The sequence below is a fragment of the Gloeothece verrucosa PCC 7822 genome, from assembly GCF_000147335.1.
In the GTDB taxonomy this organism is placed as follows: Bacteria; Cyanobacteriota; Cyanobacteriia; order Cyanobacteriales; family Microcystaceae; genus Gloeothece; species Gloeothece verrucosa.
This window is the reverse complement of sequence record NC_014501.1, coordinates 193737-210049: the sequence shown is the minus strand read 5'-3', so window position 1 is coordinate 210049 and position 16313 is coordinate 193737. Positions and strand designations below refer to the sequence as shown.

At 40.7% G+C, this 16313-nt stretch carries 11 protein-coding genes; 8 read left to right on the top strand and 3 right to left on the bottom strand.

Annotated elements, in window-relative coordinates; translation table 11 throughout:
• Positions 1–279 precede the first annotated feature (279 nt).
• The 3 genes from CYAN7822_RS00880 to recF all read left to right on the top strand — a co-directional run bounded on the left by CYAN7822_RS00880 (position 280) and on the right by recF (position 5629).
• The gene (locus tag CYAN7822_RS00880) at positions 280–1473 is read left to right on the top strand and encodes a glycosyltransferase family 2 protein (protein ID WP_013320345.1); all 1194 of its coding nucleotides are present in this window, start codon (positions 280–282) and stop codon (positions 1471–1473) included.
• Positions 1474–1557: 84 nt separating this feature from the next.
• Positions 1558–4413: a cation-translocating P-type ATPase gene (locus CYAN7822_RS00875; RefSeq protein WP_013320344.1), complete on the top strand. Its 2856-nt coding sequence runs from the start codon at positions 1558–1560 to the stop codon at positions 4411–4413.
• Between the two features lie 61 nt (positions 4414–4474).
• Positions 4475–5629: a DNA replication/repair protein RecF gene (gene recF, locus CYAN7822_RS00870; RefSeq protein ID WP_013320343.1), complete on the top strand. Its 1155-nt coding sequence runs from the start codon at positions 4475–4477 to the stop codon at positions 5627–5629.
• Here the strand turns inward: recF and CYAN7822_RS00865 are convergent.
• Both CYAN7822_RS00865 and CYAN7822_RS00860 read right to left on the bottom strand, forming a co-directional pair.
• A complete protein-coding gene (locus tag CYAN7822_RS00865; RefSeq protein WP_013320342.1) occupies positions 5626–7191 on the bottom strand; it encodes a B12-binding domain-containing radical SAM protein in 1566 nt (521 codons plus the stop codon). The genes recF and CYAN7822_RS00865 overlap by 4 nt on opposite strands.
• Positions 7192–7489: 298 nt before the next feature.
• On the bottom strand, positions 7490–8308 hold the full coding sequence (locus tag CYAN7822_RS00860; RefSeq protein ID WP_013320341.1) for a tetratricopeptide repeat protein: 819 nt from the start codon (positions 8306–8308) through the stop codon (positions 7490–7492).
• Positions 8309–8653: 345 nt separating this feature from the next.
• On the opposite strand from CYAN7822_RS00860, the gene CYAN7822_RS00855 reads away from it, so the two are divergent.
• The 5 genes from CYAN7822_RS00855 to CYAN7822_RS00835 all read left to right on the top strand — a co-directional run bounded on the left by CYAN7822_RS00855 (position 8654) and on the right by CYAN7822_RS00835 (position 15048).
• A complete protein-coding gene (locus tag CYAN7822_RS00855) occupies positions 8654–8938 on the top strand; it encodes a DUF427 domain-containing protein (RefSeq protein ID WP_013320340.1) in 285 nt (94 codons plus the stop codon).
• A 328-nt stretch (positions 8939–9266) separates the two neighbouring features.
• Positions 9267–10016 carry a DUF928 domain-containing protein gene (locus CYAN7822_RS00850; RefSeq protein WP_013320339.1) on the top strand — a complete coding sequence of 250 codons (750 nt, stop codon included), beginning with the start codon at positions 9267–9269 and terminating at the stop codon, positions 10014–10016.
• Between the two features lie 37 nt (positions 10017–10053).
• Complete coding sequence (locus CYAN7822_RS00845) at positions 10054–12324, top strand: CHASE2 domain-containing protein (RefSeq protein ID WP_013320338.1); 2271 nt, start codon at positions 10054–10056, stop codon at positions 12322–12324.
• A 14-nt stretch (positions 12325–12338) separates the two neighbouring features.
• Entirely contained in the window at positions 12339–13100 is a 762-nt protein-coding gene (locus CYAN7822_RS00840) for an MBL fold metallo-hydrolase (protein WP_013320337.1), read from the top strand.
• 292 nt (positions 13101–13392) lie between these two features.
• Entirely contained in the window at positions 13393–15048 is a 1656-nt protein-coding gene (locus CYAN7822_RS00835) for a mechanosensitive ion channel family protein (protein WP_013320336.1), read from the top strand.
• Here the strand turns inward: CYAN7822_RS00835 and CYAN7822_RS00830 are convergent.
• Positions 15045–16298 carry a site-2 protease family protein gene (locus CYAN7822_RS00830; RefSeq protein WP_013320335.1) on the bottom strand — a complete coding sequence of 418 codons (1254 nt, stop codon included), beginning with the start codon at positions 16296–16298 and terminating at the stop codon, positions 15045–15047. The genes CYAN7822_RS00835 and CYAN7822_RS00830 overlap by 4 nt on opposite strands.
• Between the last annotated feature and the right edge of the window lie 15 nt (positions 16299–16313).

Genomic DNA, 16313 nt, shown 5'->3' with positions numbered 1-16313 from the left:
TGATGAAGAATTGATAAAGAATTGATAAAGTTTCTATCTTAAGACAGATAACAGCCTTGGGTTTCCGTACCATATTTTAAGGCTTTAAACAAGTATCCGAGGTTATATTTTAATAGATATTAGTTTTCACCCTGTTAAGAATTGGTGAACTTCACCTACCTTAATACCTGTGATTATTTTTAGTCACATAGCATAATATATAGAGAATATAAGCATAAATCTTGCCTACCCTCGTACAAAAATACTCAGAGACAAAATAAAGATTAGATAAGTAAAACTATGTTTTTAGGCTCTTTTACTTTATTCATGCTGGCCATAGGGCTGTTAGCACCTATTTTTGTGTTTGTAGTGGAGTGTGGGTTAGCTGTTGTCAAGCCAGCAGAAAAAAAACCCAACCCAGAAAAAACACAGAGGCCAACCCTGGCAATTTTAATTCCAGCCCACAATGAGGCTTTAGTGATTGGTGATACCTTAGCCGCACTTTTACCCCAATTGACCCCGAAAGACGAAATTGTGGTCATAGCAGACAACTGTACTGATAATACAGTCGCCATCGCTGCTAATCGGGGGGTACAAGTCTTAGAAAGAACAGATGATACAAGGCGCGGCAAAGGATATGCATTAGATTATGGAATGCAATATCTCAATAAGAATCCTCCAGAAGTAGTAATTATTCTCGATGCTGACTGTAAAGTATCTGCCAATACAATTACTGAAATTGCCTGCAAAGTCAAAAAAACCCAGCGGCCCGTACAAGCGACCTATCTAATGGAACAAAGCTTAAATCCCACCGCAAAAGATACCATATCCAGATTAGCTCTACTGATTAAAAATTTTGTTCGTCCTTTGGGGTTAGCGAGTTTAGGATTACCTTGTTTACTCACCGGTAGTGGAATGGGATTTCCTTGGACTGTACTGGCACAAGTTTCTTTGGCTGGCAATAAAACGGCTGATGATATGCAGCTTACAGTGGACTTGGCATTGGCAGGATTTTGTCCCATCTATTGCCACCAAGCCAGAGTGATTGGGCGCTTAATGGAAAATCAAGCCGCCATCAGCCAGAGAAAACGATGGGAACATGGTCACCTAGAAATGATCCTGACTCACTCTTGGGTTTTATTTAAACAAGCCTTTGTCCAACGACGGCTAGATTTACTCGCTCTTGCCTTAGAATTGTTTGTCCCCCCGTTATCGTTGTTGGTTCTATTCTGGTTAACCGTTAGCCTAGCGGGATTGGGTGTGGCAATGGTAGAAAATATTTGGATTCCCTTATGGATTTTAGGGATTGAAGGACTGTTAATTGTCAGTGCTGTCTTGTTAGCTTGGGCTAAATTTGGGCGCGATCATATATCTGCCAAAAATCTTTTAGCCATTCCGATGTATATATTCTGGAAAATTCCTATTTATTTAGGATTTATTCTCAAACCCCAAACACAATGGCTAACCACTGAGCGAGATGAACCCCTTTCTTAAATTGTGAAAATCTTTACATTCGACTCGGGTGAATTAAGTCTTAATATGAAAAAGGATAAATCTATTGAGACTGATTAAGCTACAGTGACATCCTCCTACTCCTCCCACACTCTACCAGACCAGCATCAAGCATGGCACACTTATTCAGGAGAAGATATCCTCAATATTTTAGGAACTGATGCTAGTAACGGATTAACAGCCAGTGAAGTTGAACAACGCCTAAAACACTACGGACCTAATGAAATAGAAGAAGCGGCAGGCCGAACCGCCTGGGAAATACTGCTCGATCAGTTCAAAAATGTGATGTTAATTATGCTGATCGTTGTAGCTCTGGTCTCAGGCGTTTTAGATCTGGTTCAACTATATCAAAAAGAACCGGCCGGTGTTCCTTTTAAAGATACCATCGCCATCTTATTAATTGTCATTCTGAATGGAATTTTAGGCTACCTTCAAGAAAGCCGGGCCGAAAAAGCCTTAGCCGCCTTAAAACGACTTTCTTCTCCTAAAATAGGCGTGATTCGAGAGGGCACAAGACTAGAAGTCGATGCTTCTAGCTTAGTTCCGGGAGATATTATTCTTTTAGAAGCCGGCTCTCAATTGTGTGCTGATGGGCAAATCTTAGAAGCGGCAACCTTTCAAGTTCGAGAATCTGCCCTCACCGGCGAACCGCATGGAGTCAATAAACAACCCGCCCTAACAGGATTAACAGAAGATACCCCTTTAGGTGATCGCTTCAATCGAGTATTTACAGGAACCGAAGTCATTCAAGGACGAGCAAAAGTGGTGGTTACCAATACAGGGATGGCCACAGAATTGGGAAAAATTGCTCAGATGCTTCAATCTGTAGAAAATGAACCCACTCCCCTACAACAGCGCATGAATCAATTAGGCAATGTCTTGGTGAGCGGCTCACTTATTTTAGTAGCTTTAGTGGTGATTGGGGGGGTAATTAAAGCCGGTTGGGGTTTTCTACAAGACTTAATCGAAATCTCTTTAAGTATGGCGGTTGCCGTCGTCCCCGAAGGGTTACCCGCCGTCATTACAGTTACCTTGGCCATTGGCACACAGCGCATGGTGAGACGTAATGCCTTAATTCGCAAACTCCCGGCAGTAGAAACATTAGGCTCTGTGAATGTGATTTGTTCGGATAAAACCGGCACCCTGACTCAAAATAAAATGGTAGTTCAGGAAGTGGAAACCCTAGAAAACAATTTTCTCGTTACAGGCGTTGGATATATCCCTCTAGGAGAATTTCTCAATGGAGATGAACAACCTATCTCCACCACCAACTATCTAGAATTACAAGCACTCTTATTGGGCTGTGTCTTGTGTAATGATGCAACTTTAAGCCAACAACCCGCTCAAGAATGGATTATTTTAGGAGACCCCACCGAAGGAGCATTACTCACCTTAGCCGGCAAAGCCGGATTAGAACAACAACCCCTTAACCAACAGTTACCTCGCCTTGCTGAAATTCCTTTTTCTTCTGAAAGAAAACGAATGTCGGTCATCTGTGAGTGGTCAGGGAGCCTAATCAGAACACCAGAACTACTCCCCCTGGCTGACCCAGAACAAACTTCTTATATGCTGTTTATCAAGGGTTCTCCTGAGTTAATTTTAGAACGATGTCAAACCTATCAAGTGGGTTCTGTTGCTCAACCCTTGGACGAACAACAGCGTTATCAGGTCCTTCAAGGAAATAACGCGATGGCACAACGCGGCTTAAGGGTGCTAGGTTTTGCCTGTAAACCCCTCTATGCACTTCCCCCAACCGAGGCACTTAATGAGGATGTAGAGCAAGGCTTAATTTGGTTAGGATTAGTGGGAATGCTCGATGCGCCGCGACCTGAAGTTAAGGCGGCGGTGACTAAGTGTCGAGAAGCCGGTATTCGCGTGGTGATGATTACAGGGGACCATCCCTTAACCGCAACCGCCATCGCTCATCAATTGGGAATTGCACAGCCCGGCGATCACGTGCTGATAGGACAAGAATTACAAAAACTTTCCCAACCCGAACTCGAGCAAGAAGTTGACCAAGTGAGTATTTATGCTAGAGTTTCCCCAGAACATAAACTGCGTATTGTTCAAGCTTTGCAAAAACAAGGTAAATTCGTCGCCATGACCGGGGATGGTGTTAATGATGCTCCTGCCCTCAAACAAGCTGATATTGGTATTGCGATGGGGATTACAGGAACCGATGTCAGTAAAGAAGCTAGTGATATGGTGTTGCTCGATGATAACTTCGCCACCATCGTCGCAGCAACCGAAGAAGGACGGGTGGTTTATAGCAATATTCGTCACTTTATTAAATATATTCTCGGTAGTAATGTCGGAGAAGTGATTACCATTGGTGCGGCTCCCTTAATTGGGCTTTCAGGGGTTCCTCTAACGCCTTTACAAATTCTCTGGATGAATTTAGTCACCGATGGGTTACCGGCTTTGGCTTTAGCGGTAGAACCGGCAGACCCTAATATTATGCGCCGTCGGCCTTATAGTCCTTCTGAAAGTATTTTTGCTCGAGGGTTAGGCTCGTATATTATTCGTATTGGTCTGATTTTTTCGATTATTAGTATTTCCTTAATGGTCTGGGCTTTTAATGAAGCTAATCAACCGGGGCATAATGTAGAAAGTTGGAAAACGATGGTTTTTACAACCCTTTGTATTGCTCAGATGGGCCATGCGATCGCGGTTCGTTCTAATGAGCGCCTCACCCTAGAAATGAATCCTTTGGGCAATCCCTATTTACTGGTGGCTGTGGTTTTTACCACGATTTTACAACTGATGTTGATTTATGTTGAACCCTTACGTAAATTTTTTGATACTGAAGTTTTGAGTGTTCAACAACTGGTTATTTGTTTATTGTTTAGTTCGTTGATGTTTGTTTGGGTTGAACTCGAAAAGGTGGCTGTTCGGGTGTATCGTAAACTTAAACGTCATTAAAGTTTAAGCCGCTCTTGCGTTCTGGCAACAGGTTTATTAGTAAGGACAAAGAAGAATAAGAATGTACTTAAAGACTGTACAGCTTCGCTCTTTTCGAAATTATCGAGAGCAACGGGTTAATTTTGATTCGCAAAAAACCATTATTGTTGGGAATAATGCTCAGGGAAAATCGAATTTACTCGAAGCTGTAGAACTGTTGGCGACGTTGAAAAGTCATCGAGTCAGTCGGGACCGAGATTTAGTATTAGAGGGAGCGGCTAGCGGACAAATTTTAGCCGCCCTCGAACGGGCTTACGGTCAAGCGGAATTAGCGTTAATTTTGCGAATTTCCGGCAGAAGAACCGTTATTTTGAATCAAGAACCTCTGCGTCGTCAAATGGATTTTTTAGGGGTTCTCAATGCGGTGCAGTTTTCCAGTTTAGACTTAGATTTAGTGCGAGGAGCGCCTGATGCTCGCCGCAGTTGGATCGATACTCTGTTGATACAATTAGAACCGATTTATGCTCATATTTTAAGCCAATATTATCAAGTTTTAAAACAACGGAATGCCCTCTTAAAAAAATTTCGTCAAAGAGAAGAAGATAATTTAAATCCGGAAATTATTGTCGAACAATTACCCAGTGATATCTCTCAATTAAAACTTTGGGATGTTCAATTAGCAGAAGCGGGTTCTCGGGTAACCAGAAGACGAGCAAGAGTCTTAGAAAGATTGACCCCTCTGGCTCAACAATGGCACAGTAATATTAGTGGAAAAACAGAAGTTTTAGAGATTAAATATATTCCTAATGTGAGTTGGACAGAAGATGACCCTCTGGAAGTTAAACAGGCTTTTTTAGAAAAAATTGAAAAGCGCCGTATGGCCGAACAACAATTAGGCACCACTGTAGTTGGGCCACATCGGGATGATATTGAGTTTATTATTAATCATACACCAGCAAAATATTATGGCTCGCAAGGACAACAAAGAACCCTAGTGTTAGCTTTAAAATTGGCTGAATTACAACTAATAGAAGAGGTAGTCGGAGAGCCGCCTCTTTTGCTTTTAGATGATGTTTTAGCTGAGTTAGACCCCAACCGTCAAAATCAGTTACTTGAGGCTATTCAAGACCGTTTTCAAACGCTTATTACTACCACTCATCTACATTCTTTTGATAGCGGCTGGTTGAAGTCTTCCCAAATTCTCTCGGTAGAAGCCGGAGAAATTAGGGATTTTTAAATTGTTAGTGCTTGAGTTAGTAATTGGGCTTTTTGCCGCAAAAACTCTTCTAATTGCTTTTCAATTTCTTCGCGCACAACTTGGCGATATTCCAGGAAATGTTCATTATGGGCACAAACGGTTAAATAATGCTCCCATACCGAGGGATTATATCTGAGAATATTCCAGAAATAAAGCCAAAATTTAGCACGAGTTTTGCGTTTAACGCCTTGCCGCCACACCACGATTAATAAGGCTCTAACATCAATCCAGTGAGGCCATTTAAAAGGAACTTTCGCTCGGGGTGCGCCGAGTTTCAGAAAACACCGATAAGTCCGTTCTAAAAAATTTTCTTCATCATATAATTCCCAAAAAGCTTCTATATATTCCGAAGCAATTTCTTCAATCGGACGAGTAGGAATAAAATTCATTAAGGTACTTTGATTAATATCTTGTTTATTATTAACCAGTAATCGATTTTCTTTTTCTAAACGCTCCCACAAGGCTGTATTCGGTAGTGCTTGTAGCATTCCAAACATAGCAGTAGGAATGGCTCCTTGTTCAACAAAATCAATAATTCTTGTAGCGGCTCCTTTTTTTTCTCCATCAAAACCAATAATAAACCCTGCCATTGGCCTTAATCCAATACGGATCATTTTATCGACTGTTTCTAAGAGAGGATCGCGGACATTTTGGTATTTTTTAGTCAATATTAGACTGTCTTCATCGGGGGTTTCAATCCCTAAAAATACCGCATCAAAGTTGCACTCTACCATTAAATTCATTAATTCATCATCTTGTGCTAAATCTACAGAAGCTTCTGTATTGAAACGGAAGGGAAACTGATGTTCAGTTTGCCAAACTTTTAACTCATGGAGTAATTTTTTCACATTGCGCTTATTGCCGATAAAATTATCATCCACCATAAAAACACCTCGCCGCCATCCCAATTCGTAGAGATAATCGAGTTCTTTTAATAATTGATGAGGAGCTTTCGTTCGAGGTTTGCGGCCATAAAGAACGATGATGTCACAAAATTCACATTGAAAAGGACAACCTCGAGAAAACTGAATTGACATCGAATCGTAAGCATCTAATTCTAATAAATCATAACGGGGAATAGGCGTGAGACTAACATCGGGTTTTTCCGAACTGCGAAAAATGCCTTCGGTTTCTCCTCGTTTTAATGCTTCTACGAATTGAGGTAGGGTATTTTCTCCTTCATCTAAGACTAAAAAATTTACTCCGGCTTGTTGCATATCAAGAGGCACTGATGTAGGATAAGCCCCCCCAACTGCCACTAATTTACCTCTTCGTTTGGCTTCTGCAATTTGTTCGAGTAAATCTTGTTTTTGAACAATCATTGCTGAAAAAATGACTAATTGGGCCCAATCCCATTCCGCTTCAGTTACCTCTCGGATATTGCGATCACATAATTTAAATTCCCATTCTTGCGGTAAGATAGCCGCTACAGTAATTAAACCGAGAGGAGGTAATAAAACCTTTCGATTGACTAATTGCAAACTTTTTTCATAAGACCAAAAAGTAGGGGGGAAAACAGGATAAATGAGTAAAGTACGCATCGTTTTTTCTTATTCTTAAATTATTCTCGAATGTGGATTTGAAAAAAATCAAAAAAAAGAGTTTTTTGAGGAGTTAATCAGTATTTTTATTCAATAATTAAGGCGATCACTATCCCCTTTTGAAGGAACCCGCACCGGCAAGGGGTACGGCGGAGCAGATCGCTCTTAGAATGTGTGCTGATTGTGTTACAACTTGAAGTGTGGAAGATGGGTTAACAGGGAACAGCAGGGACGGGTTTGGTAGATAACTTATCTTCTCCTACAGATATAACCGTCTCAATCGTCCCCTACCAATGGACTAATACAAAGCTAACATCAATTCTTGCTGATACTGCTTAGTTAAAGGATGACTTAATCCTAACAAATTAAAAATAGCGATCATCGCTTTCCTTGCGCCATCGTCCCGATATTTTCGACTACTTTGAACCACTTGTAGAAATAAAGGTAATGCGTTCTCGTAGTCTTCAGCTAGTGTTAAACGAGCGGCTTGACCAAATAAGCGATCTAATTCGCTGTCTCCTAGATCATTAACCCCTCGCTGGAGTTCTATTAAAGTTTGAAAAGCCTGAGCTTTTGGGTAAAATTCTCGTTGATCTGCTCCAATAGTTTTGACAATTTTTTCAGCATCATCAAGACGATTAAAGCGGATTAAAAAACGAGCCGCTTCAAGGGCAATTTGAGGATTATGGGGATACTTAGCAAATAATTGATCTAAAATTTGTTTAGCCTGTTGAGGGTTTTGAACGGCGATAGCATCTCGAACAGCTTCTAAGCCTATTTCTAAGTCAGATTTAAGGTTTAACTGGGTTAACAAAGCCCGAATTTGAGGTTCTGACATAACCCCCACAAAACCCGGATACATCTGACCTTCTACTACCACCCTGACATCAGGGACTCCTTCTATACCATATCGGGTAGCTAAATCTTGATTTTTGTCGATATCGACTTTAGCTAAAATAAAATCATACTCTAGAACCAACTTTTCTAAAATCGGTTTCAGGAGTTTACAAGGGCCGCACCAAGTGGCATAAAAATCAACGATTACTGTTTTACTATAGGAAGCTTGAACCACTTCGCTATTGTAAGTATCGCTCTCTACCTCTACTGAATATCCCATTGCTTTACCTCTAAATTTTCAAGCCAAACACTAAGTAAAGAAAGCTTGTTTATTGAGTATTTCAGGCTAAAATTTATCCTGAGCCTTTTTCCTACTCAAATCAGTCGCTCATAAAGTTTAACGCCAAATCATTGAACCGTTATTTCGCTAAAGGCAAAGGCCAGTATATTTTTGAGCTAAAAATTTTGTTGTACCTGTTAAGGATAATTTAACAGGGCCCCATTCTCAATAATTTTCGCCTCCTGCTGCTGGGATCGATCAGATCAGGCCATAGCATCGGTCTTATGCTTTGGGTTCCCCGTCGGTGCATAATAAGTTATTAGAGTGTTATAAGGTCATTGAGCAATGCCAAAAGCAATTTGGAATGGTGCAGTTTTAGCAGAAAGCGATAATTGTGAAGTGGTAGAAGGTAACTATTACTTTCCTCACGATTCCATTAATAAAGCCTATTTTAAGAACAGTGATACTCATACCACTTGTCCTTGGAAAGGCTTAGCCAGTTACTACACTATCGTAGTCGATGGACAAGAAAATAAAGATGCCGCTTGGTATTACCCCGAAACAAAAGAAAAAGCTAATCATATTAAAAATTACGTAGCTTTCTGGAAAGGGGTAAAAGTACAAGCCTAAATTAACTCAATTGCCTTTTTTTGTTGCCTCTCCTCCTTCTTTTGTGGCCCTAGACAGCCGCTTCTAAATTGGGCGCGGTTTCTTGAACGAGAAGTTGCCAAAGAGGGGCATTTTCTGATGACCAACGTTAGATAACCCAATCCACAATTTTTCTTGTTGACAAAATTACTAATATGTGTATATAAAAACCCCAGAAAGAATACCCCAACTTGAGAACAGGAAGTATTCTTTTTTCTCGGCGAGTTTTTTTAGTATTGTAAAGTTATTAGTATAAAAAAAAATCAAGCTAGACCAAATCAACCAATAGACAAGTCAGGAGCAAACGGCCATGAACCAAGACAAGTATTTAATATCTTTAGGATTAATTGCTATCACCCTCTCTCCTAGCTTGATGGGATTTTCTAGCTTACCCAACAACCTTTCTAGACCTTCTAATGACAGACAAATTAGTCTTAACTTTCCTCCCACAGGAGATAGAAAAGCTCCCAAAACCACCGCAGGGGGAGGAACACGTAGCGATGATATTGCCTGTATCAGTGCTAAAGAAGGAGATATTCCCCTAGTTGCCTTGATGCCTAACCGAGAAAATATAGGGAAAACGGCAACCCCTACACCAACTTTTTATTGGTATGTTCCCAAAACCCAAGCCAAAAGCGGCGAATTTGTCATGACTGATCAGCAAGGGAATGAAGTTTACTATACTAACTTTGCTCTCCCCAATCAACCGGGAATTATAAAATTAACAGTTCCTCAAAAAGCCAATCTTCAACCCGATCAAACTTATTCTTGGTCTTTTATGGTGGTTTGCGATCCCCAATACCGCAATCGAGATAAGTTTGTAGAAGGGAAAATACAATATATTGCTGAGGATAATAACTTACAAAATCAATTAAAACAGCTACCAGACCTAGAAAAAGCAGAATTATTGGCTCAAAAAAGTATTTGGTTTGATACGCTAGATGTCATGGCTAAAATTCATGCCGAAAAAACAACAGAATGGCAACAGCTTTTACAATCTGTCGGATTAGAAGACCTAGCCAATCAGCCTTTTATTCCCTGCTGTCAGGCCCAACCTTAAAATTGAAGTTTAATTTTCTCGGTAGCAATTCAATTCTATGTGGAATCGGTTAAAACAGTTTCTTTGGCAAAACCGGGGGGTATTGGTGGCTACCCCAAGCGTAACTTTATTAGTGATCATTATTCGCGCGGCAGGACTGTTACAATCTTGGGAATGGGAAGCTTACGATTTATTTATGCGTTTGCGACCTCAACAACCCCAAGACCAACGAGTCGTCATCGTCGGAATTGATGAAAACGATCTTCATGACCGTAATGAGTCAATCATGACCGATAGTAGTTTGGCTTATCTGTTAGAAAAGCTAAAAACCCACAAACCTAGGGCCATAGGATTAGATATTTATCGAGATTTGAGTGTGCCTCCAGGATATGAAGCCTTAGCTAAAGTATTTGAAACTACCCCTCATCTCATTGGCATTCAAAAAATCGTCGGTCAAATGGGACGCGAAACAGTAGCCCCTCCCCCCATCCTGAAAGCCAAAGACCAAGTCGGTGCCAATGACCTCATTTTTGACCCAGATAATACCGTCCGTCGCGGTTTGGTTCAGCTATCGGCCAATAATGAAACGATCTACAGTTTTAGTTTTCGTTTAGCCTACTTATATCTGGAAAAGGAAAAAGACGTTTCTTTAACCGTGATTAAAGACCCTGATATCTGGAAATTAGGGAAAACGGTTTTTAGACCCTTAGAAGCTAATGATGGGGGTTATGTCCGCACCGATGCCGGCGGCTATCAAATTTTAATTAATTATCGAGGCGGTGATCGGCATTTTGAAACCGTCTCTATGACAGATATTCTCGAAGATCGAGTCCCTCCTGACTGGGGACGTGATCGCGTCATTCTCGTCGGTAAGGTGGGAGAAAGTTTTAAAGACCTTTTCTTTACCCCTTATAGTAATGGAGTATTTAAACTGCCTAAACCGGTTTCAGGAGTCGAAATTCACGCTAATCTTACCAGCGAGATTATTAGTGCGGCTTTAGACGGTCGTCCTCTGATTAAAACTTGGCCCGAACCTGTAGAATGGCTGTGGATTTTATTTTGGTCTGGGGTCGGTTCTGTATTATGTTGGCAACTGCGCTACACAGATGGGATCAAAAGCTTTTCCTGGCAAAAATGGGGCAGTTTTACCCTTGCCGGTGGGATTTTATTCTGTGGTAGTTTCGCCGCCTTTGTACAAGGGTGGTGGATACCCCTGATTCCTCCTATGCTAAGTTTAAGCGGCTCAGCCGTCGCCATTACCGCATATATCGCACGCACCGCCTTAGAAGTTCGCAAAACCTTTGGACGTTACCTGACTGATGAAGTGGTGGCGATGCTTCTCGAACATCCTGAAGCCTCAAAACTCGGAGGAGAAAGAAGAACACTGACGATTTTGACCTCAGATTTAAGAGGTTTTACCGCTACTTCCGAACGCATTAGTCCTGAAGAAGTGATTAAAATCATTAATCTTTATTTGGGACACATGGCTGATGTGATTACTAAATATCAGGGTACGATCGATGAATTTATGGGCGATGGAATTTTAGTGTTGTTTGGCGCACCCACCGTTAAGGGAGATGATGCTAGACGAGCGATCGCCTGTGCCATTGATATGCAGTTAGCCATGAAAACCGTTAACGAACAGATGAAGGCCTGGGAACTTCCTCCCTTAGAAATGGGTATTGGTATTCACACCGGCGAGGTGGTTGTCGGCAATATTGGCTCAGAAAAGCGCACTAAATACGGTGTCATCGGTTCTCAAGTTAACCTTACCTATCGCATTGAATCCTATACCACCGGCGGACAAATTTTGATTTCTCAGCAGGCCTTAGACGCGGCTGGACAGGAAATACTCATCATTGAATCTGAAAAAGAAGTACGACCCAAAGGGGTTAAAGAAGCTATTACCATTTACGGTGTTATTGGTATTGCCGGAGAATTCAATTTAATCTTACCCAAGGAAGAAGACATCTTTTGTCCTCTTCCCGAAAAGATCCCCATTCAATACCAAATTCTCTCAGGAAAACACGTTGGAGATTTTTTGATTAACGGAAAAATTGTTTTTTTATCGGCTAAGAGAGCTTTAATCAAAATTGATAATAATTCTCAAGAAATTCCCGAGGGACTGACAAATATTAAACTAAATTTACTGTTTGAGCAGCAATTTTCTGAATTAAGAGAAGATGTTTATGCTAAAGTTTTAGACCAAGCCGCAGAGCCAGGAAGCTTCTATATTCAGTTTACGGCAAAACCCCCAGCCATCGCCGCCAAGTTAGAATCTATATATCAGTCAATTTTGACTACATCAACCTCAGCAATAACTCATTAATTATGTCAAATTCGATGAAGCTACTTTTTTTAGGGTCCGGTTCAGCTTTTACTGTGGGAAGTAATAATTTTCAATCTAATATGCTTTTGATCACAGAAGAAGATAAAAAACTGCTGATTGATTGCGGCTCAGATATTCGATTCTCTCTTCATGAAGTAGGCTTGTCCTATGCCAATATAACAGATATATATATTAGCCATTTACATTCCGATCATGTGGGCGGATTGGAATATATTGGTTTAGCGAGTAAGTTTGACCCCAGATGTCAAAAACCAAATCTTTATTTGAGTAAAGATATCGCTAGTGAAATTTGGGATAGAACCTTAGCCGGAGGAATGCGCTTTGTGGAAGGAGACCTTAAAACCCTGAACAGTTTTTTTGAAATCTATCCCATTAAACCCAACGGCTATTTTATTTGGGAAAATCTTCAATTTAATTTAGTTAAAGTTCTTCATGTTAATAGCAACTATTGTCTGATGCCAACTTACGGCTTATTTTTTGAAGTCAATCAAACTCGGATTTTTATTACCTCAGATACTCAATTTTGTTTAGATATTCTAAAGCCTTATTATCAAGAAGCCGACCTAATTTTTCAGGATTGTGAAACCTCAAAATTTCCCACTCCTGTCCATGCTCATTATGAAGAATTAGTGACTTTACCAAAAGATATCAAACAAAAAATGTGGCTTTATGGCTATCAACCCGGGCAATTACCGGCTGCTGAAACAGATGGTTTTTGTGGGTTTGTTAAAAGAGGGCAAATTTTTGAGCTATAATAGAAAGTTAAAAGATTTTTGTCCCTGTGCCGCTAACGAGTTGCTAATAAGAAACTGATATGCTACTCAACTATAATCCCCGTGATTGTCTACCCTCCCAGATACGGTGTTCCCTGTTCCCTTGCCAAACAGTTAACTTTAATGAGTGTCCAGGTACTTACTTTAGGAATAAGAAAAAATACTCCCCCTGACAGAAGTAAAAGAGTTTTGAATTTTTTACACTTGATTAGATTCATTTTGAATTTTGAATGAAAACATTTTGAATTCAAAACAAGTCAAAGAGGAGTAAATCGTGAATTTAAAAAGATTGAAGATTCAGTTTGCCTCTGTAATAATCGCAGGGGTGATATTAGTAACTGGCTTCTTCTTAGTCGCTCCAGTATTTTCGCAGATTCCCATTCCCTTGAATAATATCACTAAACCCACACCCAACAATCAAAAACCCGATGCCGAAAAAACAATTATCTCTCAATGTGTGGAATTACAAGGGCGCTGTCTATTTAAAATCGCCGGAGAAAAAGCAGACTTATCTTCCAGAGTCGAAGAAATTGAACAGCGCTTACAAGACCTAAATCAAACCTATGCCCATGACGAAAAAGCTCAATTAAAAATTAATCAAGAACAAGTCGGAAACTTAAGAGATATTTACGCTTCTATTGGTTACAAAGAGTTTCGCTTGATGACTGTTACCAATTTAGATGCCAATTTAGAAAAAGTTGATATTGCCAAAAGAGCAGACCAAATTGTCGAACAATTAAAACAAGGATTAGAACGAGCGAAACTCGAGCAACAGGCTTCCTTTATATATCGTCAAGCGATAATTGCCTTGGGGATAGGTGCAGCCATGATAATTTCTAGTTTCATGCTTGCTCGTTGGAAACAAAAATTAAAACGCTCTCTTGCCAAGGTTGAACCTTCTAAATCCTTACAGTCTGGGGCGGTAAAAACTGAACTAGACCGGCGGCAAAAATGGCATATAAAAGAAGTTCAGTATCGTTTAGTACAACTAACGAGCGGCGCAATTTGGAGCGGAGGGATTTTATTGATTTTGGGCTTATTTCCCCAGACTCGAGCCACACAAGGATTACTCATTGCCGGTTTAAAAATTCCCATTAGAGTGACCATCATTGCTTTAATAACCTATTTAGCTATCCGCTTAAGTTATGCTTTGATTGCGCGTTTTACCAAGGTCATTACTAATCACTCTCTCATCTATCCAGAAAACCGCCGCTTAGAATTGCGAGTAAAGACAATTTCTAGTATTACTAAAAGCGTTATTACAATTATCTGCATCGGCATAGGAATATTAATAACCCTTTCAGCAGTAGGATTAGATATAGGCCCCGTTTTAGCCGGAGCAGGAATTATCGGATTAGCTGTCTCTTTTGCCTCCCAAAACTTAATTAAAGATGCTCTCAATGGCTTTTTAATTATTTTTGAAGACCAGTATGCCGTTGGCGATGTGATCGCCGTAGGAAATTTTAGCGGCTTAGTAGAAAACATCAACCTCCGCATTACTCAGTTACGAGATTCTGAAGGACGCTTAATTACCATTCCCAACAGTGAAATTAAAGCAGTAGCTAACCTGTCTAGTCAATGGTCCCGTGCGGATTTGGCTATTCCTGTGGCCTATAAAGCTGACCTGAATAAAGCTTTAGATTTGATTAGTAAAACCGCTCAACAGATGAATCAGGAACCCTCATGGAAGAAGTATATTTTAGAACCGCCTGAAGTGTTAGGCGTGGATAATTTTGATGATCGCGGTGTCATTATTCGCGTGTGGATTAAAACCCAACCCCTCAAACAGTGGGAGGTATCGCGAGAATTTCGCCGCCGCTTGAAAACCACCTTTGATCAGGCCGGCATTCCCATTCCGCCGCCTCAGCAAGAACTGTGGTTTGATAGTTCTGTTTGGGCAAATATTGAAGAAAGCGCGAATAAGGTCTAGGGTTGCTTGGGAAGGTCTTGCTGAAGAATCGTGTTAGCGATCGCTCCTAATTGTAAATAAGCCGGATAAGTTCTTTCTGTCTTAATGCGCTTGATTTCGGTTTCAGAAATCGATAAGTGATTTTTGAGGGCGATCGCTTTGACCACATCGGCGCGATCAATGACTCCGGCGACTGCACCGGCCGGAGATAATACCGTAATGGCCGGCTCTCTAATTTTTTCGAGTTCCTTAACCACTTGAACTAAAGGCGTTTTTTCTTGTACAGAAGGAATTTCCGTTAAGGGATGAACAATATCAATTAATCGCTGATTAGACCATTGACTGCGCTCAATTAATTGTAGTTGTGAAACTCTCAATAAACCTCGATAACGTCCTTCAGAGGCGGCATAATAAGTATAAGTATAAGTATTCGATGTGCCCAAACCCAGTTGAGAAACCACATACTCTTCTATAAATTCTCGTAGGGTTAAATTAGCATTAACGACGCGAAATTCTCGGGTCATGACATCGGCGGCGACTAATTCTAATAAACTTTGTTGCAGGAGGGTCAAATCGTCATAAGCCTTAGCATTTTTCAGGACAAACCAACCAATTAACGATAACCAAATGGCCCCAAGTTCTCCGCTTGCTAAAACGAGAAACAAGCCAAAAACGATGCCCAACCCGCCGATTAATTTACCACTGGCTGAAGCCCAACGAACACCCGTAAAGCGATCACCCGTCATTTTCCAGACAATGGCCTTTAACACCTGACCTCCATCGAGAGGTAAACCGGGGATCAAGTTAAAAATAACTAACACTAAGTTAATTCTGGCAAGATCTGAAGTGATTAACTCGAGTATGGGCGATGACTCCCAAACCTTCGTCAAGCCAAAAAACAGTGCAAATAAGACTAAACTCACCATTGGGCCGGCAATGGCAACCCAAAAAGCTTCTGTGGGAGTATAAGATTCCCGTTCAATAGAGGCAATACCCCCAAATAAAAATAAAGTAATGGATTTAACGCTAATCCCTTGAGAGCGGGCAACTAAGCTATGGCCAAGTTCATGAAGGAGTACAGAAGCAAATAACAACAAAGCCATCATTAACCCGGTCAGCCAGCCAAGGGCGGGAGATACCTGGGATAATTCCATCGCATTGACATCACCCGCATTAATGATGGTGATCAACAGAAGAATAAGAAACCATGAGGAATCAATATAGATAGGGATTCCAAATAATGAGCCAATTCGCCAATTTGCTGCCCGCATTTTTCGATCTTCCAA

Bases quoted from the DNA above. Each gene is read 5' to 3' on its own strand.
- CYAN7822_RS00830 (WP_013320335.1), bottom strand. From the start codon at position 16,298: ATGCGGGCAGCAAATTGGCGAATTGGCTCATTATTTGGAATCCCTATC.
- recF (WP_013320343.1), top strand. From the start codon at position 4,475: ATGTACTTAAAGACTGTACAGCTTCGCTCTTTTCGAAATTATCGAGAG.
- CYAN7822_RS00865 (WP_013320342.1), bottom strand. From the start codon at position 7,191: ATGCGTACTTTACTCATTTATCCTGTTTTCCCCCCTACTTTTTGGTCT.
- CYAN7822_RS00840 (WP_013320337.1), top strand. From the start codon at position 12,339: ATGAAGCTACTTTTTTTAGGGTCCGGTTCAGCTTTTACTGTGGGAAGT.
- CYAN7822_RS00860 (WP_013320341.1), bottom strand. From the start codon at position 8,308: ATGGGATATTCAGTAGAGGTAGAGAGCGATACTTACAATAGCGAAGTG.
- CYAN7822_RS00845 (WP_013320338.1), top strand. From the start codon at position 10,054: ATGTGGAATCGGTTAAAACAGTTTCTTTGGCAAAACCGGGGGGTATTG.
- CYAN7822_RS00880 (WP_013320345.1), top strand. From the start codon at position 280: ATGTTTTTAGGCTCTTTTACTTTATTCATGCTGGCCATAGGGCTGTTA.
- CYAN7822_RS00850 (WP_013320339.1), top strand. From the start codon at position 9,267: ATGAACCAAGACAAGTATTTAATATCTTTAGGATTAATTGCTATCACC.
- CYAN7822_RS00855 (WP_013320340.1), top strand. From the start codon at position 8,654: ATGCCAAAAGCAATTTGGAATGGTGCAGTTTTAGCAGAAAGCGATAAT.